Annotated in this window: 22 protein-coding genes; 10 read left to right on the top strand and 12 right to left on the bottom strand. The window is 66.9% G+C overall.

The features are described 5' to 3' along the window. Nucleotides 1-30 precede the first annotated feature (30 nt). Complete coding sequence (gene gyrA / locus FPV16_RS17415) at nucleotides 31-2,787, bottom strand: DNA gyrase subunit A (RefSeq protein WP_227439635.1); 2,757 nt, start codon at nucleotides 2,785-2,787, stop codon at nucleotides 31-33. Between the two features lie 435 nt (nucleotides 2,788-3,222). Further along, nucleotides 3,223-3,597: a YciI family protein gene (locus FPV16_RS17410; RefSeq protein ID WP_227439634.1), complete on the bottom strand. Its 375-nt coding sequence runs from the start codon at nucleotides 3,595-3,597 to the stop codon at nucleotides 3,223-3,225. A 29-nt stretch (nucleotides 3,598-3,626) separates the two neighbouring features. On the opposite strand from FPV16_RS17410, the gene FPV16_RS17405 reads away from it, so the two are divergent. Then, on the top strand, nucleotides 3,627-4,397 hold the full coding sequence (locus FPV16_RS17405) for an HAD-IA family hydrolase (protein WP_227439633.1): 771 nt from the start codon (nucleotides 3,627-3,629) through the stop codon (nucleotides 4,395-4,397). Nucleotides 4,398-4,677: 280 nt separating this feature from the next. On the opposite strand, the gene ssb is transcribed toward FPV16_RS17405, so the two are convergent. Together ssb and FPV16_RS17395 are read right to left on the bottom strand one after the other, a co-directional pair. Beyond that, the gene (ssb, locus tag FPV16_RS17400; protein ID WP_227439632.1) at nucleotides 4,678-5,247 is read right to left on the bottom strand and encodes a single-stranded DNA-binding protein; all 570 of its coding nucleotides are present in this window, start codon (nucleotides 5,245-5,247) and stop codon (nucleotides 4,678-4,680) included. A 178-nt stretch (nucleotides 5,248-5,425) separates the two neighbouring features. Then, nucleotides 5,426-6,442 (bottom strand): NADP-dependent oxidoreductase, encoded by a 1,017-nt coding sequence (locus tag FPV16_RS17395; RefSeq protein WP_227439631.1) that lies wholly within the window; start codon nucleotides 6,440-6,442, stop codon nucleotides 5,426-5,428. A 178-nt stretch (nucleotides 6,443-6,620) separates the two neighbouring features. Between FPV16_RS17395 and FPV16_RS17390 the strand changes: the two genes are divergently transcribed. After that, complete coding sequence (locus FPV16_RS17390) at nucleotides 6,621-7,025, top strand: DUF4174 domain-containing protein (protein WP_227439630.1); 405 nt, start codon at nucleotides 6,621-6,623, stop codon at nucleotides 7,023-7,025. Between the two features lie 73 nt (nucleotides 7,026-7,098). On the opposite strand, the gene FPV16_RS17385 is transcribed toward FPV16_RS17390, so the two are convergent. After that, a complete protein-coding gene (locus FPV16_RS17385) occupies nucleotides 7,099-7,611 on the bottom strand; it encodes a hypothetical protein (protein ID WP_227439629.1) in 513 nt (170 codons plus the stop codon). Between the two features lie 227 nt (nucleotides 7,612-7,838). Here FPV16_RS17385 and FPV16_RS17380 point away from each other — a divergent pair, with 227 nt between their 5' ends. Next, a complete protein-coding gene (locus FPV16_RS17380) occupies nucleotides 7,839-8,597 on the top strand; it encodes a phosphodiester glycosidase family protein (protein ID WP_413629318.1) in 759 nt (252 codons plus the stop codon). Nucleotides 8,598-8,607: 10 nt separating this feature from the next. On the opposite strand, the gene FPV16_RS17375 is transcribed toward FPV16_RS17380, so the two are convergent. From FPV16_RS17375 to FPV16_RS17360, 4 genes are all read right to left on the bottom strand, one after another. Next, nucleotides 8,608-8,964 (bottom strand): hypothetical protein, encoded by a 357-nt coding sequence (locus tag FPV16_RS17375; protein WP_227439628.1) that lies wholly within the window; start codon nucleotides 8,962-8,964, stop codon nucleotides 8,608-8,610. A 20-nt stretch (nucleotides 8,965-8,984) separates the two neighbouring features. After that, on the bottom strand, nucleotides 8,985-10,103 hold the full coding sequence (locus FPV16_RS17370) for an NADH:flavin oxidoreductase/NADH oxidase (RefSeq protein ID WP_227439627.1): 1,119 nt from the start codon (nucleotides 10,101-10,103) through the stop codon (nucleotides 8,985-8,987). Nucleotides 10,104-10,564: 461 nt separating this feature from the next. Next, complete coding sequence (locus FPV16_RS17365; protein ID WP_227439626.1) at nucleotides 10,565-12,508, bottom strand: propionyl-CoA synthetase; 1,944 nt, start codon at nucleotides 12,506-12,508, stop codon at nucleotides 10,565-10,567. A gap of 180 nt (nucleotides 12,509-12,688) precedes the next feature. Beyond that, the gene (locus FPV16_RS17360; protein ID WP_027174092.1) at nucleotides 12,689-12,871 is read right to left on the bottom strand and encodes a YdcH family protein; all 183 of its coding nucleotides are present in this window, start codon (nucleotides 12,869-12,871) and stop codon (nucleotides 12,689-12,691) included. 221 nt (nucleotides 12,872-13,092) lie between these two features. On the opposite strand from FPV16_RS17360, the gene FPV16_RS17355 reads away from it, so the two are divergent. From FPV16_RS17355 to FPV16_RS17345, 3 genes are all read left to right on the top strand, one after another. Further along, nucleotides 13,093-13,311 (top strand): YdcH family protein, encoded by a 219-nt coding sequence (locus FPV16_RS17355; protein WP_027174093.1) that lies wholly within the window; start codon nucleotides 13,093-13,095, stop codon nucleotides 13,309-13,311. Nucleotides 13,312-13,478: 167 nt separating this feature from the next. Next, complete coding sequence (gene purE, locus FPV16_RS17350; RefSeq protein WP_227439625.1) at nucleotides 13,479-13,976, top strand: 5-(carboxyamino)imidazole ribonucleotide mutase; 498 nt, start codon at nucleotides 13,479-13,481, stop codon at nucleotides 13,974-13,976. Further along, a complete protein-coding gene (locus FPV16_RS17345) occupies nucleotides 13,973-15,076 on the top strand; it encodes a 5-(carboxyamino)imidazole ribonucleotide synthase (RefSeq protein WP_227439624.1) in 1,104 nt (367 codons plus the stop codon). Before purE ends, FPV16_RS17345 begins: the two co-directional genes overlap by 4 nt. A gap of 7 nt (nucleotides 15,077-15,083) precedes the next feature. Here FPV16_RS17345 and FPV16_RS26320 read toward each other — a convergent pair whose 3' ends face one another. Next, nucleotides 15,084-16,037, bottom strand: a complete 954-nt coding sequence (locus tag FPV16_RS26320; protein ID WP_227439623.1) for a helix-turn-helix domain-containing protein — start codon at nucleotides 16,035-16,037, stop codon at nucleotides 15,084-15,086. A gap of 1,222 nt (nucleotides 16,038-17,259) precedes the next feature. Here FPV16_RS26320 and FPV16_RS17335 point away from each other — a divergent pair. From FPV16_RS17335 to FPV16_RS17320, 4 genes are all read left to right on the top strand, one after another. Beyond that, nucleotides 17,260-17,631 (top strand): hypothetical protein, encoded by a 372-nt coding sequence (locus FPV16_RS17335; protein WP_227439622.1) that lies wholly within the window; start codon nucleotides 17,260-17,262, stop codon nucleotides 17,629-17,631. 535 nt (nucleotides 17,632-18,166) lie between these two features. Further along, a complete protein-coding gene (locus FPV16_RS17330) occupies nucleotides 18,167-19,039 on the top strand; it encodes a tetratricopeptide repeat protein (RefSeq protein ID WP_227439621.1) in 873 nt (290 codons plus the stop codon). Nucleotides 19,040-19,049: 10 nt separating this feature from the next. Further along, a complete protein-coding gene (locus FPV16_RS17325) occupies nucleotides 19,050-19,559 on the top strand; it encodes a lysozyme inhibitor LprI family protein (RefSeq protein ID WP_227439620.1) in 510 nt (169 codons plus the stop codon). A 228-nt stretch (nucleotides 19,560-19,787) separates the two neighbouring features. Beyond that, the gene (locus FPV16_RS17320) at nucleotides 19,788-20,831 is read left to right on the top strand and encodes a YihY/virulence factor BrkB family protein (RefSeq protein ID WP_227439619.1); all 1,044 of its coding nucleotides are present in this window, start codon (nucleotides 19,788-19,790) and stop codon (nucleotides 20,829-20,831) included. Between the two features lie 71 nt (nucleotides 20,832-20,902). Here FPV16_RS17320 and FPV16_RS17315 read toward each other — a convergent pair whose 3' ends face one another. Further along, entirely contained in the window at nucleotides 20,903-21,367 is a 465-nt protein-coding gene (locus FPV16_RS17315; protein WP_413629317.1) for an N-acetyltransferase family protein, read from the bottom strand. After that, nucleotides 21,364-22,359, bottom strand: coding sequence for a class II fructose-bisphosphatase (gene glpX / locus FPV16_RS17310; RefSeq protein WP_227439618.1), 996 nt, complete (start codon nucleotides 22,357-22,359; stop codon nucleotides 21,364-21,366). The genes FPV16_RS17315 and glpX overlap by 4 nt, the downstream gene beginning before the upstream one ends. Between the last annotated feature and the right edge of the window lie 45 nt (nucleotides 22,360-22,404).

Here is a 22,404-nt window from a genome sequence, read left to right as displayed (position 1 = left end):
CGAATAAGCCGGGCGCCTCAGGGGCTCGGTTCAGACGGCATCGCCGGCGGGCTCGGTCCCCGGCGCATCCCCGGCATCGTCCTCGCCTTCGCCCTCGCCCTCGATATGCTCCACCGAGACCACGCGCTCGGTCTTCTCGGTGTTGAACACCGTGACGCCCTGCGAGGCGCGACCGACGATGCGGATATCGTCCACCGGCACGCGGATCAGCTGGCCGGCATTGGTCACCAGCATGATCTGGTCGGCGGGCTGCACCGGGAAGGAGGCGACGAGGCTGCCGTTGCGCGGGTTGACCCGCATGGCGGTGATGCCCTTGCCGCCGCGACCCGAGATTCGATACTCGAACGACGAGCTGCGCTTGCCGTAGCCGCGCTCGGACAGGGTGAGCACGAATTGCTGGGCGGCGCCCATCTCGGCGTAGCGCTCCTGCGAGAGGAGCGGCGCGTCGGTGGCGATGTCCTCGGAATCGGCGTCGCCGCCCTCGGTGTCGCCGATCACGGCCCGCTGCATCTTCAGGAACGCGCCCCGCTCGTCGGGGGTGGCGTCGAAGCTGTTGAGGATCGTCATCGAGATGACGCGGTCGTCCTTGGCGAGGCTGATGCCGCGCACGCCGGTGGAATCGCGGCCCTTGAAGACGCGGACATCCTCCACCGGGAATCGGATGCACTGGCCGGCCTGCGTGGTGAGCAGGACGTTCTGATCGGCGCGGCAGATCTCCACGTGGACGATGTGGTCGCCCTCGTCGAGTTTCATGGCGATCTTGCCGGCGCGGTTCACCTGCACGAAGTCGGACAGCTTGTTGCGCCTCACCCCGCCGCTGGCGGTGGCGAACATCACGTCCAGCGTCTCCCAGGACGCCTCGTCCTCGGGCAGCGGCATGATCGTGGTGATCCGCTCCGTGCCCGCATCCATGGAGAGGATGTTGACGAGCGCCTTGCCGCGGGCGTTGGGGGCGGCCATCGGCAGGCGCCAGACCTTCTCCTTGTAGACCTGGCCCATGTTGGAGAAGAACAGGATCGGCGTGTGGGTGTTGGCCACGAACAGGCGGGTGACGAAATCCTCGTCGCGGGTCGACATGCCCGAGCGGCCCTTGCCGCCCCGGCGCTGGGCCCGGTAGGTCGAGAGCGGCACGCGCTTGACGTAGCCGGCATGGGACACGGTGACGACCATGTCCTCGCGCTGGATCAGGTCCTCGTCCTCGACGTTGGAATCCCAGTCGAGGATCATGGTCTTGCGCGGCGTGGCATAGGCCTCGCGGACCTCGGTGAGCTCGTCCTTGACGATGGTCATGATGCGCAGGCGCGAGCGCAGGATGTCGAGGTAATCGGCGATCTCGTCGGCGAGCTTCTGGAGCTCGTCGCCGATCTCGTCGCGGCCGAGAGCCGTGAGGCGCTGCAGGCGCAGGTCGAGGATGGCGCGGGCCTGGATCTCGGAGAGGCGGTAATTGCCGTTCTCGTCCACGCGGTGGCGCGGGTCGTCCACCAGGGCGATGAGCGGCGCGATGTCGAGGGCCGGCCAGACGCGGCCCATCAGCGCCTCGCGGGCGGTGTTCGGATCGGGCGAGGTGCGGATGAGGCGGATGACCTCGTCGATATTGGCCACCGCGATGGCGAGACCGCACAACACGTGGGCGCGCTCGCGGGCCTTGCCGAGGAGGAACTTGGTCCGCCGCGAGACGACTTCCTCACGGAAATCGACGAAGGCCGTGAGCAGGTCCTTCAGGTTCATCAGTTCGGGGCGGCCGCCGTTGAGCGCCACCATGTTGCAGCCGAACGAGGATTGCAGCGGCGTGAAGCGGTAGAGCTGGTTCAGCACCACGTCGGCCATCGAATCGCGCTTGATCTCGATGACGATGCGCATGCCGTCGCGGTCGGATTCGTCGCGGAGATCCGAGATGCCCTCGACGCGCTTCTCCTTCACCAGCTCGGCGATCTTCTCCATGAGAGTCGCCTTGTTCACCTGATACGGGATCTCGGTGAAGATCAGCGCCTCGCGCTCCTTGCGCAGCTCTTCCACATGGGACTTCGCCCGCATGATCACGGAGCCGCGCCCCGTGGCGTAGGCCTGCCGCACGCCGGCGCGGCCGAGGATCGAGCCGCCGGTGGGGAAGTCGGGGCCGGGGACGTATTCGGTGAGCTGTTCGATGGTCAGGCCCGGATCGTCGATGAGGGCGATACAGGCGTCGATGAGCTCGCCGAGATTGTGCGGCGGGATGTTGGTGGCCATGCCCACCGCGATGCCGCCGGCTCCGTTGACGAGGAGGTTGGGGAAGCGCGCGGGCAGAACCTTCGGCTCCTCGCGCGACTCGTCGTAGTTCGGCTGGAAGTCGACGGTGTTCTTGTCGATGTCGGCGAGCAGCGCGTTGGCGGGCTTGGCCAGGCGCGACTCGGTGTAGCGCATGGCCGCCGGCGGATCGCCGTCCACGGAGCCGAAATTGCCCTGCCCGTCGATGAGCATGAGCCGCATCGAGAAGTCCTGGGCCATGCGGACCAAGGCGTCGTAGATCGATTGGTCGCCATGCGGATGGTAGAGACCGATGACGTCGCCGACGATGCGGGCCGACTTGACGTATTTGCGCTCGGGCAGGTGCCCGCTCTCATAGGCCGAGTAGAGGATGCGCCGGTGCACCGGCTTCAGGCCGTCCCGCGCGTCGGGCAGCGCCCGGCTCACGATCACGCTCATGGCGTAATCGAGATAGGAGCGGCGCATCTCGTCGGTGATGGAAACGGGCTTGATGTCCGAGGCGGGCGGCGTCGCGCCGGCGCCGGTATCGTCTTTCTCTGCCAAGGTCTTCGATCTCTGCCTGTGACGGGTCCGGCGGGCCGGGGCCGCATGGAACGCCGGGCGCATGGGAAAGTGAGGAGCGGAGCGCTCCGCGTGGCCTCGAAAAGGCCGTCCACGTCACGCCCTGTCTCGGGCCTTCTCCATACGCCATCCGCTGCCGCCGCGCCACCGCCGGACACATCGCGACCACATCGACAAATCCCAGGCGCCGCAAGCGCTTGCGACGGCTGGTTTCCGCGAATGCGGGGCTATCGGCCTTCACCCCCTTCCCCGGACGCCCGGAGCGTGAGCGGAGGGTGATCCGCGGCCCATGGAAGGACGTCTCCGAGCGGGCGATGGGTCATGAGCCGCCGACGCGGCGCTTATTGCACCGGGTTCCGGATCACCCTCCGCTCCGCTGCGGGCGTCCGGAAAAGATGGGTCGGAGCGTCGTGCCCCTCACCCCACCGCGATGCCGGCGAAATCGGACATCTCGTAGAGCGGCCGGATCTCGATCTCGCTCGGGCCGAGCATCGGATTGGGACAGCGCTTCACCCAGTCCAGCGCTTCCTCCATGTCCTTGACCTGCCAGAGCCAGAAGCCGGCCACCAGTTCCCCGGTCGAGGCGAAGGGACCGTCGCTGACCGTGCGGGTGGCGCCGTCGAAGGCGATCCGTTTGCCCTTGGCGGACGGGTGCAGCCCCTCGCCGGCGAGCAGGATGCCGGCCTTGGCGAGTTCCACGTTGAATTCGCCCATGGCGGTGAGCAGTTCGAGGGACGGCATGATCCCCGCCTCGCTGTCGGTGGTCGCCTTGACCAGAACCATGACGCGCATCGATTCGCCTCCCCTGCTCGATCGAGGCCATGGAAGCACGAAGACGCGGTGCGTGTGAACTCACCGACCGTGAGGACGGTTACTCGACGTCACCGATCCTGCCCGCACCCAACGACAGGGGACCCGTCATGCTCCATCGCCCGAAGGCCGTGGCCTTCGACATCATCGGCACCGTGTTCAGCATGGAGCCGATGCGGCCCGCACTGGTGGCGATGGGCCTGCCGCCGCTTGCCCTGGACTTCCTCTACACCGCCGGGTTGCGGGACACCTTCGCCCTGGCGGCGACCGGCACCTTCGTGCCCTTCCAGTCCGTGCTGTCGGGGTGCCTCGACGAAGTGCTCGCCATGCATCGCCTCTCCGCCTCGCCGGAGGACAAGACAGCTTTGCTCGCCATGATGAAGGCACTTCCCCCGCACGAGGACGCCAAGGCCGCGTTCCAGCTTCTCACGGACGCCGGCATACGGGTCTTCGCCCTGAGCAACGGCGCGGCCGCGACCACGAGGGGACTGCTCGCCGCGGCCGGCATGGAGAGTCTCGTCGAGCGGGTTCTCTCCGTCGAGGAGGTGAAGCTCTCGAAGCCGCGCGCCGAGGTCTACCACCATGCCGTACGGGCCGCTGAGGTGGAGCCCGGCGAGATGGCCCTGATCGCGACCCATCCGTGGGACCTCCACGGCGCCAGGATCGCGGGCCTCATGACCGGCTACGTCGCTCGTGGCGTGCCGTACTCACCGGCGCTGCAGGCGCCGGACCTCACTGGGGAAACCCTGCTGGAGGTTGCATCGGCGATGGCGCAGGCCTGATCGCAGACGCCCAACGCTTCATAGCGGTCCACAAACGTCTCGGGAGCACCTGCCGGTCCGCTCCGTGAGCGACCAATTGGATTCACCAATCTGATCGAGGGCTGCTCCCTCTACCCAAGAGGGTTCGTCATGACGCGCGACCGCACTCCCTCTCCTGGAAGGAGAGGGGACCCGTGGTGCCCACCAGATGTGTGACTATCGTAGCCTCAAGCGGACCGGGTGGAGGCCGATACACTCTGCGTCCCGTCCGTCGGACGTCGACGACCGGCTCAGCAACAACCTAGAACGGAATATCGTCGTCGAGGTCGTAGTTCGGCTTCGACGGGCTTGCCGCCGGACGGCGCTCTCCGCCGGAGGAGCGGGCACCGCCATACTCTCCGCCGCGATCGCCGCCCCTGTCGCCGCCGCGATCACCGCCACGGCCACCGCCGAAATCGCCGCCGCGGCTGATCTGGCCGCCGCCCTCCTCGTCGGCGCCCATCTCTCCGCCGCCACCGCTGCGTCCATCAAGGAGCGTCAGCTCACCGCGGAACCGCTGGAGCACCACCTCGGTGGTGTATTTCTCCACGCCGGACTGGTCCGCCCATTTCCGGGTCTGGAGCTGGCCCTCGATATAGACCTTCGAGCCCTTGCGCAGATATTGCTCGGCCACGCGGGCGAGGTTCTCGTTGTAGATCACGACCGCGTGCCACTCGGTCTTTTCCTTGCGCTCGCCCGACGCCTTGTCCTTCCAGGATTCGGACGTGGCGATGCGCAGGTTGACCACGGGATCGCCGGAGGCGAGGCGCCGGGTCTCGGGGTCGCGCCCGAGATTGCCCACCAAAATCACCTTGTTGACGCTGCCGGCCATGCCGCTCTCCTCTCGATCGATCTCACCGACGGCCGCTTCCTGTGCCAGCCGTCTCGTCTGCCCTTCATGAGCTTCGGCTCGCCGGGCGGCAATCGCCGGGTCGAATTTGTCCCCACCGATCACAGGCTGATGTTCTACATTTGTTCGTTTTGGCGCGCAAGGATCGCGCGCCGGCCGCTCATGCGATCCGCACCAGCATCTTGCCGAAATTCCGGCCCTTCAGCAGTCCGATGAACGCCTCCGGCGCCGCCTCCAACCCGTCGACGATGTCCTCCCGGTGCTGGATGCGGCCCTCGCGCAGCCACGTTCCGACCTCGCTCAGGAACTCCGCCTCCTGCTCGGCGAAATCCCACACGATGAAGCCGCGCAGGGTCAGACGCTTGGTCAGGATGGCGCGCATGATGACGGGGCTGCGATCCGGCCCCGGCGGTAGTTCGGTGAGGCTGTAGCCCGAGACGAGGCCGCAGACGGGGATGCGGGCGAAGTCGTTGAGAATCGGCAGCACCGCGTCGAACACCGCGCCGCCGACATTCTCGAAATACACGTCGATCCCGTCGGGGCAGGCGGCGGCGAGCGCACCGGGGAGGTCGTCGGTGCGGTGATCGACGGCCGCGTCGAAGCCGAGCACGTCGGTGAGATAGGCGCATTTCTCAGGGCCGCCGGCGATGCCGACCGCGCGCGCGCCCTTCAGCTTGGCGATCTGGCCGACGAGGGAGCCCACCGGCCCGGCGGCAGCGGCCACCACCACGGTCTCCCCCGCCTTCGGCTGGCCGATGGTGAGGAGGCCGGTATAGGCGGTCATGCCCGGCATGCCGAGGATGCCGAGCGCCGTGCTGACCGGTGCAGCGTCGGGATCGAGCTTGCGCAGGCCACGGCCATCCGAGACGGCGAAGTCCTGCCAGCCCCCGAAGGCGGTGACCACGTCGCCTTCATGGAAATCCGGATGCCGCGAGGCCGCGACCTCCGCGACGGTGGCTCCGACCATGGTGGCGCCGATGGCGACGGGCTCGGCATAGGATTTCGCCGCGCTCATCCGCCCCCGCATGTAGGGATCGAGGGAGAGGAGGCGGTTGCGCAGCAGCACCTCCCCCTCCCCCGGCGTCGGGGTGCGGCTCTCTTCGAGCCGGAAATGCGCGGCGGTCGGCTCTCCGTGCGGGCGGGAGGCGAGGACGATGCTGCGGTTCACGGCGACCATGATCTGACGCTCCGGTTGAAAGGACAGTTTTTCTGGACGGGCGTTCGAGCCTCGGGGGACATGTCGACAAGGCCGATCGGGCGCCGGTGTTCCGCCTGTGAGGCCGAGGCACCGCCTGCGCCGCGGGGCGTTGACGCGCAAGGGCTGTTCCTGCCTCGCCCGCGATTGGACCGATCCGATGAACCGCCCGCTCCTGCTCGCCGCCCTCGCCGCGATGTCCGGCTCAGCGACGCCGGCTTTGGCCGACGACCCCCTCGCCGCCCATCGCTGGACGTCGCGGGTTCTCCTGATCGTGGCCCCGGAGAGCGGAGATCCGCGCATCGAGGCGCAGAGGCGAGAGGCGCGGGCGAGACGAGCGGATTACGCGGAGCGCGACCTCGTCCTGGTGGAGGCGATCGGGACGGGTGCCGAGGCGGATCGCATCCGCGCCCGGTTCGGGATCGGCGCCCGGGACTTCCGCGTCGTGCTTGTGGGCAAGGACGGCGGGGCGAAGCTCAGCGAGGCCGTGCCGATCCCGGCCGCCCGCCTGTTCTCCACCATCGATGCCATGCCGATGCGGCGGGACGAGCAGGGCCGGCGATGACGTGGCCGATTAAATGGAAAAAGGGGCCGCCGAGGCGACCCCTTCCGAGAGAGTTCTCCTTGAGCGGAACCGCTCAGTAGCAGCGCTCGATCAGGACGCGGCGAGGACCGTAGGGGGTCCAGCGGGTGCGCGGGACGGTGTAGCATCCGCCACCGTAGCCGCCGTATCCGCCATAGGCCGCAGGAGCGTAGCCATAGCCATAGGCCGGGTATCCGCCATAACCGCCGTAGCCGCCATAAAGGCCGCCGGCGGCGAGCCCGAGGCCCACGCCGAGGCCGAGTCCACCGAGGCCATAACCGTAGCCCCGGCCGTAACCGCCCCGCCAGCCGTAGCCGCGATGTCCGCCCCAGCCGCCGCGATAGCCGCCGAAGCCCGCGCCCCGGAAGCCGCCGCGATATCCGCCGAAGCCGCCATGACCGAAGCCGCCGTGGCCGAAACCACCTCGGCCGAATCCGCCGCCATGGCCAAATCCGCCACCATGGCCGAAGCCACCGTGGCCACCCCATCCGCCGCGGGCTTCCGCCGTCGCCGGGATCATCGCCAGCGCGCCGACCATTGCGGTCGCTGCCAGAACAATGCGTTTCATCGTCTTGTCTCCAAAGACAGGTTCTTGTCCCCAGTGGTTGTAGAACGCCCAGGCTCCACAAACGGTTCATGGCACATTTTGTCGTGCACCCTGCCAGCCGATCACAGCTTGGTGACGGGTCGGGGCGGCGACCCTTGAAAACGCCTCCCGTTTCGGGCGAGGACACCACGCGCCACCTCGTCCGCACGGGAGGGCGGATGATGGCTCCGCCTCGGGATTCAACGATGATGTCACTGCGCCGCGCTTTTGCCGGACTCATGCTGTTCGCGTCCGCGACGGGTCTCGCTCCCCTGCCCGCTCTCGCCGCGCCCGCCGTGACGTCGCCGTGCAAGGCGGTGCAGTCCGAGGGCGAGACCTTCACGGTGTGCACGGTGGATCTGCGCCGCGAGCGGGTGCGGGTGTTCTGGCTCGGCGCCGACGGCCTGCCCTATTCCTCGCTCTCGACGCTGGGCGAGAAGATGGGGCCGAAGCTCAGCTTCGCCATGAATGGCGGCATGTACGACAAGGGCCAGGCGCCGGTGGGCCTCTATGTGGAGGAGGGGCGCGAGATGAAGGGCGTCTCTACCGCCAACGGGCCGGGCAATTTCCACCTCAAGCCCAACGGCATCTTCTATGTGAAGGGCGAGCGCGCCGGGGTCGCCGACACGGCCCGCTACCTGCGCCAGAAGATCAAGCCGGATTTCGCCACCCAATCGGGGCCGATGCTGGTGATCGACGGCAAGATCCACCCGAAGATCTCCACCGACGGGCCGAGCCAGAAGATCCGCAACGGGGTCGGTGTCCGCGACGACGGCCGCACCGCCATCTTCGCCATCTCCGAGCGCCCCGTGACCTTCGGTTCCTTCGCCCGGCTGTTCAAGGACACGCTCGGCTGCGCCAACGCCCTGTTCCTCGACGGCAGCGTGTCCAGCCTCTACGCGCCGGGCATCAACCGCGCCGACATCAGCCGGCCGCTGGGGCCGCTGGTGGGAGCGGTGGCGAAGTAGGATCCGCCGATCAGGCCAGCCGCGCCCGCTTGCCGAAGGCGACGCGGAGCCGCGCCTTGGCGAGTTCGGCGATCTCTGTCATCGACTCGATCCGCACCACCGGCATCTCCGCCCCGATCAGGCTCGTCGGCTCGAAGCTGAAGTGCAGGTGGCGCACGCCGATCTCCAGGGCCGTGACGCCATCGGACTGGGTCAGGTCCTCGCCAAAAATCTCGATGAGCGGCCCGTCGGGATCGCCCTTCTCGATCTGGATGATGAAGTAGCCGGCGGGCTCCTCCTCGTCGTCCGCGCCGGAGATCAGGCTGATGCCGTTCTCCTCGTCGTAGCGCACGCGCTGCACCGTGATCGTCGTGATGTCGTCGTCCATGTTCATTGCCTGAAATCGGGTCAGCGTTGCCCGAACTGGGTGTCGCGGAACAGGGTCTTGAACTGGCGCGGCTGGCAGCGCCAGTACTGCTTGGGCGCGCTCACCTGGGCGCCGAGTTCGGCCGCCGCATGCCACGGCCAGCGCGGATCGTACAGCATGGCGCGGGCGAGCGAGACGGCATCGGCCTTGCCCTCGGCGAGGATCGATTCCGCGTGCGCCGCCTCGGTGATGAGACCGACCGCGATGGTGGTGAGCCCGGTCTCGGCCTTCACCCGCTCGGCGAAGGGGACCTGATAGCCGGGCGAGAGCGGGATCTCCTGGCGGGTGGAGAGGCCCCCGGTGGAGACGTGGATCGCCGCCGAGCCGCGCCGCTTGAGCGCATGGGCCAGTTCCACCGTCTCGTCGAGGGTCCAGCCGCCCTCGACCCAATCGGTGGCCGAGACCCGCATCCAGACCGGCTTGGCCGCCGGCACCACCTCGCGCACCGCCTCGAAACATTCCAGCGGAAAGCGCATCCGGTTCGCGAGGCTGCCGCCATAATCGTCCGTGCGCTGGTTGGAGAGCGGCGAGAGAAACTGGTGCAGCAGGTAGCCGTGGGCGCCGTGGAGTTCGAACCCGTCGATCCCGATGCGCAGCGCGCGTTTGGCCGTCTCCACGAACCCGTCGCGGATGCGCTTCAGCCCCTCCGCATCGAGGGCATGGGGCGGCACCTCGCCCTCGCCATGGGGAACGGCCGAGGGCGCCTCGGTGCGCCAGCCGTCGGGCGCTTCGGGATCGATCTGCGAGCCGCCGTCCCAGGGCGCCCGGCTCGAGGCCTTGCGGCCGGCATGGTTGATCTGGATCGCGATGGGGATCGGCGCACGGAGCCGCACCGCGTCGAGGACCCGGCCCAGCGCCAGCTCGGTCTCGTCCGAATAGAGCCCGAGATCGGTGGGCGAGATCCGCGCCTCCGGCGAGATCGCGGTGGCCTCCAGCATCAGCAGGCCGGCGCCCGACATGGCAAGTTGCCCGAGATGCATCAGGTGCCAGTCGCCCGCCTGTCCCGCATGGGCCGAATACTGGCACATGGGGGCGACGATGATGCGGTTGGGCAGCGTCAGGCCATCGAGGGACAGGGGCTCGAACAGGCGTGCGGTCATGTGCGGGCTCCGATCTTGGCTGACAGCCTAGATGGAGCACCCGCGTCCCCGGCGCCAGGGATGGACGGGCCACATCCGTGTTTCCCGGACGCCCAGAGCGTCTCCGGCTACGATATTCACACATCTCGCGGGATGCGCGGGTCCCCTCTCCTGGAAGGAGAGGGACAGGGTGAGGTGTGTGACCCTTCCGGAGATGGACCACACCTCACCCCAGCCCTCTCCTTCCAGGAGAGGGAGCCGGTCGCGCCTCATACCGAAGACCCTCCTGGACAGAGGAACCGCCTTCGAGCAGATGGGTGAGCCCAGTGGGCGTCCCTGACGGGTGATCCGGGATCCGGCGCAAGGCGTGCCGCGTCAGCGGCTCCCCCCGGTGCCGCCGGGAGCAGGGCACTGCGCGTCTTTTTTCGCTGGCCCCCGGATCGGGTTCCGCTGGCGCTCCACCCGTCCGGGGAAGGACGCGCTCAGGCTCCGATCCCCCTCCCCTTCAAACTCTCGCCGATCTCGTCCAGAACGGCGGCGTCGTCGATGGTGGGCGGGGTGGTCCAGGCTTCGCCGTCGGCGATCTTTTTCATGGTGCCGCGCAGGATCTTGCCCGAGCGGGTCTTGGGCAGCCGCGCCACGGTGAGCGCGAGCTTGAACGCCGCCACGGGGCCGATGCGCTCGCGGATGGAGGCGACGAGTTCGCGCTCGATCTCGGCGGTATCGCGGGAGACGCCGGATTTCAGCACCACGAAGCCGCAGGGCTGTTCGCCTTTCAGCGCGTCGCGGATGCCGATGACCGCGCATTCGGCGACATCCGGATGGGCGGCCAGGACCGCCTCCATCCCCCCGGTGGAGAGCCGGTGTCCGGCGACGTTGATGATGTCGTCGGTGCGCCCCAGCACGGTGACGTAGCCGTCCGCATCGACGATGCCGGCATCCGAGGTGTCGTACCAGCCGGGATAGGTGGTGAGGTAGCTCTGGCGGAAGCGCTCGTCGGAACCCCACAGGGTCGGGAGGCAGCCGGGCGGGAGCGGGAGCCGTAGGGCGATCGTGCCCATCGTGTCGGGCGGCAGCGGCTTGCCGGCCTCGTCGAGAACGGCGAGGTCGTAGCCCGGCATCGGCACGCAGGCACTGCCGTGCTTGACCGGTAGCATCCCGACCCCCACCGGATTGCCGGCGATGGCCCAACCGGTCTCGGTCTGCCACCAATGGTCGATGACCGGCCGGTCGAGCGCACGCTCGGCCCAGGCCACGGAATCCGGGTCGGCGCGCTCGCCGGCGAGGAATAGGGAGCGGAAGCCGGAGAGGTCGTAAGAGGCGACGAGTTCGGCCCGCGGATCGTCCTTCTTGATCGCGCGCAGAGCCGTCGGCGCCGTGAACAGGCAGGCGACGCCATACTCGGCCGCGACCCGCCAGAGCGCCCCGGCATCGGGCGTGCCCACCGGCTTGCCCTCGTAGAGCACGGTGGTGCAGCCGTGCAGCAGCGGGGCGTAGACGATGTAGGAATGGCCCACCACCCAGCCGATATCGGAGGCGCAGAAATACACCTCGCCGGGCTTCACGTCGTAGAGGTTGGGCATCGACCACGACAGCGCGACGCAGTAGCCGCCGGTATCGCGCACCACGCCCTTGGGCTTGCCCGTCGTGCCCGACGTATAGAGGATGTAGAGCGGGTCGGTGGCCGCGACAGGGACGCATTCGGCGCTGATCCCGGCGGCCTTCGCGCGGGTTACGGTCTCGGCCCAGTCGCGGTCCCGCCCTTCCACCAGCCCTGCCTCGGCCTGGGGGCGCTGGAGGATGAGGCAGGCGTCCGGCTTGTGCGGCGAGGCGGCGATCGCTGCGTCGAGCAGCGGCTTGTACGGCACGACCCGGCTCGGCTCGATGCCGCAGGAGGCGGCAAGCACCACTTTCGGGGCGGCGTCCGTGATGCGGATGGCGAGTTCGTTGGCGGCGAACCCGCCGAACACCACCGAATGGACCGCGCCGAGGCGCGCGCAGGCGAGCATCCCGAACAGGGCTTCGGGGATCATCGGCATGTAGATGACGACCCGGTCGCCTTTCTCTACGCCGAGCAGGGCGAGGATGCCGGCGAGCGTCGCCACCTCGTCCTGCAGGCTTGCGTAGCTGATCGTGCGCTTCGTCCCGGTGATGGGCGAATCGTACAGGATCGCCGCCTGCTCGCCCCGCCCCATCGCCACGTGCCGGTCGACGGCATTGTGGCAGGCATTCAGCCTCGCATCGGGAAACCAGCGTCCATAGGCGCCGGCCTCCGGGTCGAAGGCGCGCGACGGGGCGGTCTCCCAGTCGAGGGCGGCAGCGGCCTTCAGCCAGAAACCTTCGGGATCGGTGAGGGATGCGGCGTGGATCGGGCCGTAGGCAGCCGTCCCTTCAGTCGAATCGGGAGGTGTCGCAGCAGTCTGCATGGCGGTTCGTCCCCGGGCGGCCGGTCTGAAGATGCCGGCGTCTCGAGGGACTGTAGCCCAACCTGCGTAAGACCACACAAGGCAAGACGAGACACGGGATGGCGATACAAACGAAAACCGCCGCGCTGGGCAGCGCGGCGGCAAAGGTCAAGTCAAGGAAGGGGAATGATGGGGAGCAGGCTAATGCACCGAGTCCGTATCGGCACGAAGCCGATTGATCTCGTCCTTCAGGTGAAGTTTGCGTCGCTTCAATTCTGCGATCCGTAGATCGTTCTCGGACGGGCTTTGAATCGCGGAATGGATTTCTCGCTCGAGAGCTTCGTGCTTGAGGGCGAGTTGGCTCAGATGCGTCTGCAGCGACATGAGTCGTTTCTCCTGTCTCGTTCCGACTCAGGTAGATTGGCATAGTATGAGCCGGCTGTCGAAACCGAAATCGGCCCCCGGGCAACATTGGTTAATCACGATCGGCGGAGCCGGCCCCCGTGGAAGAAGCGTCTTCCAGAGCCAATTGCGGGCACCGCCTTGCCGCAGAAGCGCCCGTGCCGCATGGTTTCAGTCAGGTGCGTGTCGGGGCTGCAGGTGCGATGGCGGGTGAGTTCGAGGATAACGGGACCGCAGAATTCGTCGAGGAACTGGCGCGGCTCCGCCAGGAGCATCGCGACCTCGACGGGGCCATCGACGCCCTGGAGCTCAGCGTCGCCGGCGACCAGCTGCAGATCCAGCGCCTCAAGCGCCGCAAGCTCGGCCTTCGGGACAGGATCTCCTATATCGAGGACCAGATCACGCCCGACATCATCGCCTGAGCGGTGGCTTGACCCGAGCGCCGGGTTGCGGGCGAGCGCGCGCCCGCGTATGCGGCAAGATCGGGTCGCCGGATGCGTCCCGGGATCGCGCCACCGAGAGTTCTTGGCCCTGACCCGGCCGTGCAGGACCAGGCGGCCGTGATCGTCTCGGGAAGGAAGTGACGACGATGGCGGGAGCGCCCCCGGTCGCGATCATCATGGGAAGCCAGTCGGACTGGGCGACCATGCAGCATGCCGCCGACACCCTCGACGCCCTCGGCGTGCCGCACGAGGCGTTCATCGTCTCCGCCCATCGCACGCCGGATCGCCTGGTCGCCTTCGCCAAGGGTGCGAAGCAGGCCGGCTACAAGGTCGTCATCGCCGGCGCCGGCGGGGCCGCGCATCTGCCCGGCATGACCGCGTCGATGACGCCGCTGCCGGTTTTCGGCGTACCGGTGGAATCGAAAGCCCTGTCCGGCCAGGACAGCCTGCTCTCCATCGTGCAGATGCCGGCCGGCATTCCCGTGGGCACCCTCGCCATCGGCAGGGCCGGAGCCGTCAACGCCGCCCTCCTCGCCGCCGCCGTCCTGGCGCTGACCGACACCGCCCTCGCCGAGCGCCTCGATGCGTGGCGGGCGGCGCAGACCGCATCCGTGGCCGAAAGGCCGGAGACACAGATTCCGTGACCGATATCTCCCTCGCGCCCGGTTCCACCCTCGGCATCGTCGGCGGTGGCCAGCTCGGCCGCATGATCGCGCTGGCCGCGGCCAATTACGGCCTCAAGGTCCATGTCTACGCACCCGACGCGGCGAGCCCGGCCTTCGACGTGGCGGCGGAGACGACCTGCGCCGCCTACGACGATACCGAGGCGCTGGCCCGCTTCGCGGCGAGCGTCGATGCCGTGACCTACGAGTTCGAGAACATCCCGCGCCAGACCGCCGACCTCTTGGCGCGCCATGCTCCCCTTCGTCCCAGCGCCGATGCCTTGTCCACGACGCAGGACAGGCTCTCCGAAAAAAGCTTCATCAACGGCCTCGGAATCGCCACCGCGCCGTTCCGGCAGGTCGACACGCCGGACGACCTCGCCCGCGCCCTGGAGGCGATCGGCCTGCCGGCCGTGCTGAAGACCCGGCGCTTCGGCTACGACGGCAAGGGCCAGCGCATCATCCGCACTGCCGAAGAGGGCGACCGGAACGCGATCTTCGCCGAGTTCGGCGGCGCGCCGCTCATCCTCGAAGGGTTCGTGCCATTCGAGCGTGAGGTCTCGGTGGTGGCGGCCCGTTCCCCAAACGGGAGCTTCGCGGCTTTCGACCTGTGCGAGAACGAGCACCGCGATCACATCCTGGCCCTCACCCGCGTGCCGGCCCCGAACCTGTCGGACGAGACCGCCCGGAACGCGGTGGAGATCGCCCGGCGGATCGCCGAGGCACTGGATTATGTCGGCATCCTCGCCGTTGAGATGTTCCTCGTGCGCGACGAGGTCGGCGAGCACCTGATCGTCAACGAGATCGCGCCGCGGGTGCACAATTCCGGTCACTGGACCATCGAAGGGGCGGTGACGTCGCAGTTCGCCCAGCATGTCCGCGCCGTCTGCGGCTGGCCCCTGGGCGATGCCTCCCGCGTCGCCGGCGCCTCCGTCGAGATGCGGAACCTGATCGGCGACGACATCGACGCCTGGCAGGCCCTGCTGGCTGAACCCGGCGCGCATCTGCATCTCTACGGCAAGGGCGACGCGAGGCCCGGCCGCAAGATGGGCCATGTCACGCGGGTGATCCCGGCTTCGTGAGGACGGATCAACCTCGCCGAAGGGCGCGGGCGTCCTTTGCCGACATGCCGAACCGCCGCCGGAAAGCCTTGCTGAAGCTGGGCGCATCGGTGAAGCCGCACGCAGGTATCAAGACGTTGATGGGCGTGCGGTCGTTGAAGGCCGATGTCAGCCGGCGATGGACGCGGTCCAGCCGGGCATCGCGGATCTCGGCAGCGATCTCTTCACCGTCGGCGAAGGCACGATAGAGTTTCGAGCGCGAGACGTTGAGCGCCGCGGTCATCGCCTGAGGTCCATAGGATGGGTCGTGCGAATGCCGTTGGATATGCACGCGCGCGAGGGACCGGAGAACCTCGGACGAAGCCCGATCCCCATCGTCCTGGCCTCCGACGAGCGAGCGCACGATGTGAAGCGCGCCCTCGATCGCGATCCCGGCCTCGGCCTCCGACATCCCCGTGGCGGATCGCGCGACATCGTGCATGTAGGTCGTCAGCAATTCGGTGGAGGGGCTCGCGCGGATGTGGTGGCCGGCCAGGGCGTCGGCATTCCCGACCCGTGCTTCGAAATCCGACCTGGTAACGCTGAAACGGATCTCCCGATACGGCGACAGCCCTCCCACGGCAAAGGGGCGGTCGAGTCGGAGGAAGCCGATATCCCCGACGCCGACCACGTGACCGCAATGGCCCTGTTCGAGGTAGCCGTGTCCCGCCAGAAAGAAGCTGACGACGACCTCGTCGCGGCCGGCCCGCCGAACATGGCGCAGATCGCCCTCGACGCTCACCGGACTGCTCTCCGTGAGAAGCAATGTCGTGTGGGTTGAAAGAGCGGCCAACCGGTTGGCGGAGAACGCTTCGTGGGGATCCGACCGGTCCACGATGCCGACATTCTTCAACGCGGCGTTTCGCCAGAACTCGAAGGCTTGGACAGGCTTGACGGGCTTCGTCGTCTCAACAACCGTCAGCACCTTCGAGGCGGTAGACACGCACAACTCCTGATATCGCTCGATGGGACCTCACGGCCGGCGACGGACGGCTGCGCGGAGCGGCGCATCTCATCGTGCTGTTACATCGAGCGTATTCGATCCCGTGATCATGATCAGAACGCACAACAACCGATCACCTGATTGATTTCCGTACGTTGCGTTGCGTTCGATTGCGTAAGTTGTGATCGGGATGTCGGTCGTTCATGGCCTGCGAAGACGCTAAGCGTCTCACGCGCAGGTGTCCCGAACCATGATTTTGGGACGGAGAGACAATTCCTGCACATTGACCCGCGTCGCTCGATGCCGGTATTGCGACTGACGCAGCTCGCTCCTTGCGCGATTCATGATGATTGAAACACGTCACTGCTGATTGGTGCGATGTCTATTTGGTTGTTTAAGCTTAAGTGGCCGTCTTGTTGGTATAAAACTGCGTTTTATTGAGACAGATCCTTGGTTGTTCGATGGTGATATTTAAGCAAGGGCGAGCTGCGCTGATGAGTCGATGTGTGTCGTCGGCAGCTATAATTTCAGGTGTGGTTGAGAAGAAAAGCTGTTTTTAGTTTGTCGTTGAAATCATCAATTAGCGCGGTGGTCGTAAAAATCGTTCTCGGTCTTCAAATGGGGTTGCGAATGATTGAGATCATTCGTGGGTTAATTGTCGCCTAGTCTTGCGCAACCTTGGTCGTTGGGCCGTCGATCCGCGCGGCATGAAGAAATACCGAACGAGCATCATCATCGCGGCGTTGCTGAAATCGACGACGAGACAAAATTCAACGTCAGATAGAAGCTATAGGCAGGAATGATTTTATGGCTTAGATCAAACTGACGAAGAGATCTGCTCAAGATGTAACGTCAATACGTTTCTCTTGATTGGTGTCACGGCGTCTCATGCCGGCTCCGGATTGAGGTATGTCTGACAATCCAGCGCTGGAGCTACGGTAGGACCGATCTCCGACAACGTCAGTCAATCGCCTGAAGACGTCATGGATCTGATCAGGCAGGCCGAGGCGTCGAGGCATTCAGGTCATTCCTAGGCCAGTTTTATCTTCGGTTCGCGCTATCCGGCGCTGACGATGACTCGAGACCTTGAGGTGGTAAAGCCGCTGGTACATCTATACTGGTACGAAATTTGAGACGCCTCTTGTTATCTTGTGTGAATCCGTCGGTTTCGAAATGAATACGTTTTATTTCACAGACATTTAACGGAACATATTGTATTGTCTTGATGCCGCCGCTGGAAGCTGAGTTTCAGGACTCATTCCAGATGGGCATGCCAATAAACGTAGTTTATCTGAGGGATATTGCCGTGGAACGGACAATCGTCGCATTCGCTAAACCTATTGCTCTGGGGCTCATTTGTTTCGTATCGATACTATACATATCGAAGAATGTTGGAGCTGCATTCGTCATCAGCCTCGTTCCATTGCTGTTGGGCTGGCTCGGGATCATGGAAACGTTTGCCTACGCGATCGCGGCGATGGTGTTCCTGGCGGCAGTGGCATGGGCGGCGACGCCTGTGTCCGTGAAGGGTATTCTGGTCGAGCATTCGGAACGCGCGATCACAAATATTCAGCAGGAAATAAAGGCGCGATAGGGCTTGCCGGTCGTATCGGCCGGGCAAGCGCGATCTGATCCGGGTCGAGCAGGGCAAGGGCCGCAAGGACCCCTTCGCCATGCTCGCCCCTGTTCCGTCGATCCGTCCCCTGTCGCCGATCCGCACACGACGCCCGGAGCCGGGCGGGCGGGACAACCGCCCATCACGATTGTCGATTCGGGCACCGGGCGTCTGTCCGAGACGGCCGATCGAGCTATGGCGGGGTAACCCCGTGACCATCGGCGAGGGCGTCGAAACTGCGTCTTGTCGGACACAGTCTGTCCTCCCCGTGCCCCGCCGGACGGCCTTCGCGACCCCGCGCGGAAGCGAGCCTTACCTTCGCCACATCGCGCCGCTTCAGCGGGTGAGCCGGCGGGTTTTAAGCGCGTGTTCACCGCGATGCGAGACTGTGCCGGCACTCGTCGTCTTGTCCGGCATCCAAAGCGCTTCGAGGCGCCACGATGGATGGGATGATCGATTGCAGCGGACGGGAGCGTGCCTCGGGGGGCATGGCGATCCCGAGGGGAGAGGGGCAATGACGTTTGTAGTGCCGCGCGCGAAGGCGGGTCTGGTCGGGGCCGTGGCGATCGCGGCGGCTTTGGCCGGGTGTGAGACCTACGGCGGTGGCGGGGCTGCGGCGACGCGCCAGTTCGCCGTGGTCGAGACCGATGCCACCGGCGCCACCAGCGTCAACATCGCCTCGCTCACCGAGGTGATCCAGCGCAATCCCAACGATGCCGGCGCCTACGTCACCCGCGGCGCGGCCTATGCCCGCTCGGGCCAGTTCAACGACGCCATCGGCGACTTCACGAAGGCCGTGCAGATCGACCCGAACTCGGCCTCCGGCTACTACAACCGGGCGCTGGCCTATCGCCAGACCGGCCGCAACGACGCGGCGCTCGCCGACTTCTCGAAGGCCATCTCGGCCGATCCGAACTACGGACCCGCCTATATCGGCCGCGCCAACGTGCTGCGCGCCCAGGGCGATCTCGATGGGGCGATGTCGGACCTCAACCAGGCGATCCGCCTGACGCCGGAATCGGCCGAGGCGTATCATGCCCGCGGCCTCGTGCGTCAGCGGCAGGGCCAGAACACCCAGGCCATCGGCGATTTCGACGCCGCCATCGACCGCAATCCCTTCGTCGCGGCCCCTTACGCCGCCCGGGGCCAGAGCCTCATCGCCACGAACCAGTTCGACAAGGCGATCGAAGACTACAACGCAGCCCTCAACGTCAACAACAAGGACGCCAGCTCCTGGGCCTATCGCGGTCTCGCCTACGAGAAGACGAACCGCAAGAAGGAGGCGATGGAGAGCTACCAGCGTGCCGCCCAGCTGGAGCCGGGCAATCCGGTGGCCAAGCAGGGTCTGGGGCGCGTCTCCGGCGGCGTCGGGTCGCTGTTCAATTGAAGCTCGCACCATGCACCGAGGTCTCTCGAACGGCATCGCCGCCTTGGCGATGCTGGCGCTGTCGTCGGCCGGAGGCGCCCTCGCCCAGACCGATACGGGCCGTCAGGCCTCGTTTGACCTCGCCGCGATCGAACGCTGCGTCGCATCCGCCAAGGACGATGGCGCGCGCCTGTCCTGTATCGGGCGCGTCTCCCAGCCCTGCATCGATGCGCCGGACGGTTCGGGCTCGTCCACCATGGGCATGAACGGATGCTACGCCCGCGAGATCGCGGCCTGGGATACGCGGCTCAACCGGACCTACAAGGATGTGGGCGCCGCCATGAGCGAGAGCGCCAACCTTTCCCTGCGCGACGCCCAGCGGGCCTGGATCGCGTTCCGCGACAAGGCCTGCGACTGGCCGTCCCTCGTCTATCCCGGCGGCTCGATCATCGGCCCGCTCAGCGGCGAATGCCTGCAGATCCAGACCGAACGGCGCGCCCTCGACCTCGACCGCATCAAGGCGGCGCTGACCGAGCGATAGGCGGCTGTCGTGAATCCGCGTCAGACCCGGCACAAGCGTTCGTAGCAGGCCCGATCAGTTGGTTCTGCCCATGAGCAGTTTGTCCACGCATGGGTTTTCTCGAAAGCCGATGGACCTCCGTGCCTGATGCCATAAGCTGAAATCGCGGCTGACCGTCCGCTCCTCACGCTTGCCGGTCGGTCACTTGCAGCCTGAGCAGGTGCAGCCGGCCTCCACAGAGACGTAGCCATGGCCCAGGACGTCGACGAGGGAGACGACTGGCGCTCGGTGGGAACGCGTTCGCAGGACGAAGCGGCCCTGGAGACGGCACGGCAGCGGGCACGGGAGCCCGACCGCGGCCGCGATGCGAGCCGCCCCTCCGACATTCCGGAGGCGGGATGGAAGGACATCCTCTGGCGCGTCCTGTGGGCCCTACCGCAGGACCGCGTGCTGACCACCGCTGGCGGCGTCGCCTTCTTCGCCCTGCTCGCCGTGTTTCCCGGTCTCGTCGCCGTGGTCTCGATCTACGGGGTATTTTCCGATCCCGCCGTGATCAGCCAGCATGTCGGCCTTCTGACTTACATCCTCCCCGCTGCCGCCCTCGATCTGTTGTCCGAACAGTTGGTGCGGATCGCCGAACGCAGCACCGGGTCGCTCGGTCTCACCTCGACGATCAGCCTGCTGATCGCCCTGTGGAGCGCGAATTCCGGGGTCAGCGCCCTCTTCGATGCCCTCAACGTCATCTACCGGGAGCGGGAGGATCGGAGCCTGCTCCTGTTCTACGTCACGACCTTCCTGTTCACCCTCGGCGGCGCGGCGTTTCTCCTCCTGACGATCAGCGTGGTCGTCGTCCTTCCCGCGATTATGGAACGCTTCGGGTTCGGGGGATTGGCCGATACCATCCTGTCCGTGGCGCGGTGGCCCGTCATCCTGATCGTGGTGAGCCTGGGCCTGTCGCTGATCTATCGCTACGGCCCGAGCCGGCGCCGGGCGAAATGGCGCTGGGTGACCTGGGGCAGTACGCTGGCGGCGTTTCTCTGGGTCTGCACCTCCGGGGTGTTCTCCTGGTACGTCGCCAGCTTCGACAGCTACAACCGCATCTACGGATCGCTCGGCGCCGGCATCGGTTTGATGTCGTGGATGTGGCTCTCGATCGTGGTGGTCCTGCTCGGCGCCGAGATCAATTCGGAGATGGAACGCCAGACCGCCCGCGACAGCACGGAGGGACGTCCGAAACCCCTCGGCGGCCGGGACGCCTTCGCCGCCGACAACGTCGGACCGGGCCGGGAATAGATCACGTGCGACTTAGCTCGGATGGTCGGAGCAAGACTCCGATGTCGGATCTCTACCGCTGGATCGCCCGCTCAGCCCGGAGACAGGATCCGCCGGTACTGGATGAAACCCGGCCGGTCGGCGAGCTTGTCGTAGAGCGCGCGTGCCGGCGCGTTGTCCTCCATCGTCAGCCAGTAGACGCGGTCGGCGCCGGCGTGACGGGCTTCCGCCGACACTGCCTCGATCAGGGCGCGGGCGACGCCCCTGCCCCGCGACGACGGCGCCGTGAACAGGTCCTGCAGGTAGCAGTAGGGTCCGCGCATCCAGGCCGAGGCGTGGAAGATGTAATGGACGAGCCCCAGGATCGCACCCTTCTCCTCGGCTACCAGGGCATGGATCGGCACGAGGGGATCGTGCAGCCGCGACCAGGTCAGGTCGCGCATCTCCGGGCCGATCGCGGCTCGATAGAAGTCGAGATAGCCCGACCACAAGCCCTCCCAGGCCTCGCGCTCGTCGGGCCGTACCGGGCGGATCGTCAGATCCGACACGGCGTTCACGCCTCGAACCGTTCGGGCCGACGATGTTCGCCGACGATGCGGCGGACCGTGCCGGTGGCGGAGCGGTAGACCACCGTCTCGGTCACGATCATGCCGGACTTGAACCGCACGCCCTGCAGGAGCGCGCCATCGGTGACGCCGGTGGCGGCCACGATCACATCGCCCCGCGCCAGGTCGGCGAGCTCGTATTTGCGGTTCGGATCGGTGATGCCCATGCGCGCGGCGCGTTCGCGCTTGTCGTGGCTGTCGAGGATCAGGCGACCCTGCATGTGGCCGCCGATACAACGCAGGGCGCCGGCCGCGATGACGCCTTCAGGCGCCGCGCCGATGCCGAGATAGATGTCGGCGCCGGTCTCGTCGGGGCTCGTCGTGTGGATGATGCCGGCGATGTCGCCGTCCGAGATCAGGCGGATTCCCGCGCCGGTCTCGCGCACGGCCGCCACCAGGGCCATGTGGCGCGGCCGGTCGAGGATAATCGCGGTGATCTCGGACGGGTCGCAGCCCTTGTGCCGGGCGAGCGCGGCGATGTTGTCGGCCGGGCTCGCATCGAGATCGACGAGACCCTGGGGATAGCCGGGGCCGATGGCGATCTTCTGCATGTAGACGTCGGGCGCCGCCAGCAGCGACCCGTGCTCGGCCAAGGCCATCACCGCGATGGCGCCGGGCATGTCCTTGGCACAGAGGGTCGTCCCCTCCAGGGGATCGACGGCGATGTCCACCTTCGGGCCGGCGCCGGTGCCGAGCTGCTCGCCGATATAGAGCATCGGCGCCTCGTCGCGCTCGCCCTCGCCGATGACGACGGTCCCGTTGATGGGAAGGAGGTTGAGCTCGTGCCGCATGGCATCGACGGCGGCCTGGTCGGCCTCCTTCTCCCGGCCCTGCCCGCGCAGGCGGGCGGCGGCGATGGCGGCGCGTTCGGTCACCCGCGCCAGTTCGAGGCTCATGGTGCGGGACACCGGACGTCCCACTCCCCCGACGATGTCGTCCGCCATCCTGGTCCCGCCCTTCATTGATGCCTGGGCCGCGATGGGCGACCG

The organism is Methylobacterium sp. W2 (assembly GCF_020662345.1).
Taxonomy (GTDB): Bacteria; Pseudomonadota; Alphaproteobacteria; order Rhizobiales; family Beijerinckiaceae; genus Methylobacterium.
The sequence above is the reverse complement of the archived record's forward strand: the minus strand, read 5'-3'. Positions and strand labels throughout refer to the sequence as shown.

Excerpts from the sequence above, each read along its gene's own strand:
- FPV16_RS17410 (WP_227439634.1), bottom strand. The coding sequence starts at position 3,597 with ATGCGCGTCATGGTTCTGGTCAAGGCGACCACCGACAGCGAGGCGGGG.
- FPV16_RS17405 (WP_227439633.1), top strand. The coding sequence starts at position 3,627 with ATGGAAGCACGAAGACGCGGTGCGTGTGAACTCACCGACCGTGAGGAC.
- ssb (WP_227439632.1), bottom strand. The coding sequence starts at position 5,247 with ATGGCCGGCAGCGTCAACAAGGTGATTTTGGTGGGCAATCTCGGGCGC.
- FPV16_RS17395 (WP_227439631.1), bottom strand. The coding sequence starts at position 6,442 with ATGGTCGCCGTGAACCGCAGCATCGTCCTCGCCTCCCGCCCGCACGGA.
- FPV16_RS17390 (WP_227439630.1), top strand. The coding sequence starts at position 6,621 with ATGAACCGCCCGCTCCTGCTCGCCGCCCTCGCCGCGATGTCCGGCTCA.
- FPV16_RS17385 (WP_227439629.1), bottom strand. The coding sequence starts at position 7,611 with ATGAAACGCATTGTTCTGGCAGCGACCGCAATGGTCGGCGCGCTGGCG.
- FPV16_RS17380 (WP_413629318.1), top strand. The coding sequence starts at position 7,839 with ATGTCACTGCGCCGCGCTTTTGCCGGACTCATGCTGTTCGCGTCCGCG.
- FPV16_RS17375 (WP_227439628.1), bottom strand. The coding sequence starts at position 8,964 with ATGGACGACGACATCACGACGATCACGGTGCAGCGCGTGCGCTACGAC.
- FPV16_RS17370 (WP_227439627.1), bottom strand. The coding sequence starts at position 10,103 with ATGACCGCACGCCTGTTCGAGCCCCTGTCCCTCGATGGCCTGACGCTG.
- FPV16_RS17365 (WP_227439626.1), bottom strand. The coding sequence starts at position 12,508 with ATGCAGACTGCTGCGACACCTCCCGATTCGACTGAAGGGACGGCTGCC.
- FPV16_RS17360 (WP_027174092.1), bottom strand. The coding sequence starts at position 12,871 with ATGTCGCTGCAGACGCATCTGAGCCAACTCGCCCTCAAGCACGAAGCT.
- FPV16_RS17355 (WP_027174093.1), top strand. The coding sequence starts at position 13,093 with ATGGCGGGTGAGTTCGAGGATAACGGGACCGCAGAATTCGTCGAGGAA.
- purE (WP_227439625.1), top strand. The coding sequence starts at position 13,479 with ATGGCGGGAGCGCCCCCGGTCGCGATCATCATGGGAAGCCAGTCGGAC.
- FPV16_RS17330 (WP_227439621.1), top strand. The coding sequence starts at position 18,167 with ATGACGTTTGTAGTGCCGCGCGCGAAGGCGGGTCTGGTCGGGGCCGTG.
- FPV16_RS17325 (WP_227439620.1), top strand. The coding sequence starts at position 19,050 with ATGCACCGAGGTCTCTCGAACGGCATCGCCGCCTTGGCGATGCTGGCG.
- FPV16_RS17320 (WP_227439619.1), top strand. The coding sequence starts at position 19,788 with ATGGCCCAGGACGTCGACGAGGGAGACGACTGGCGCTCGGTGGGAACG.
- glpX (WP_227439618.1), bottom strand. The coding sequence starts at position 22,359 with ATGGCGGACGACATCGTCGGGGGAGTGGGACGTCCGGTGTCCCGCACC.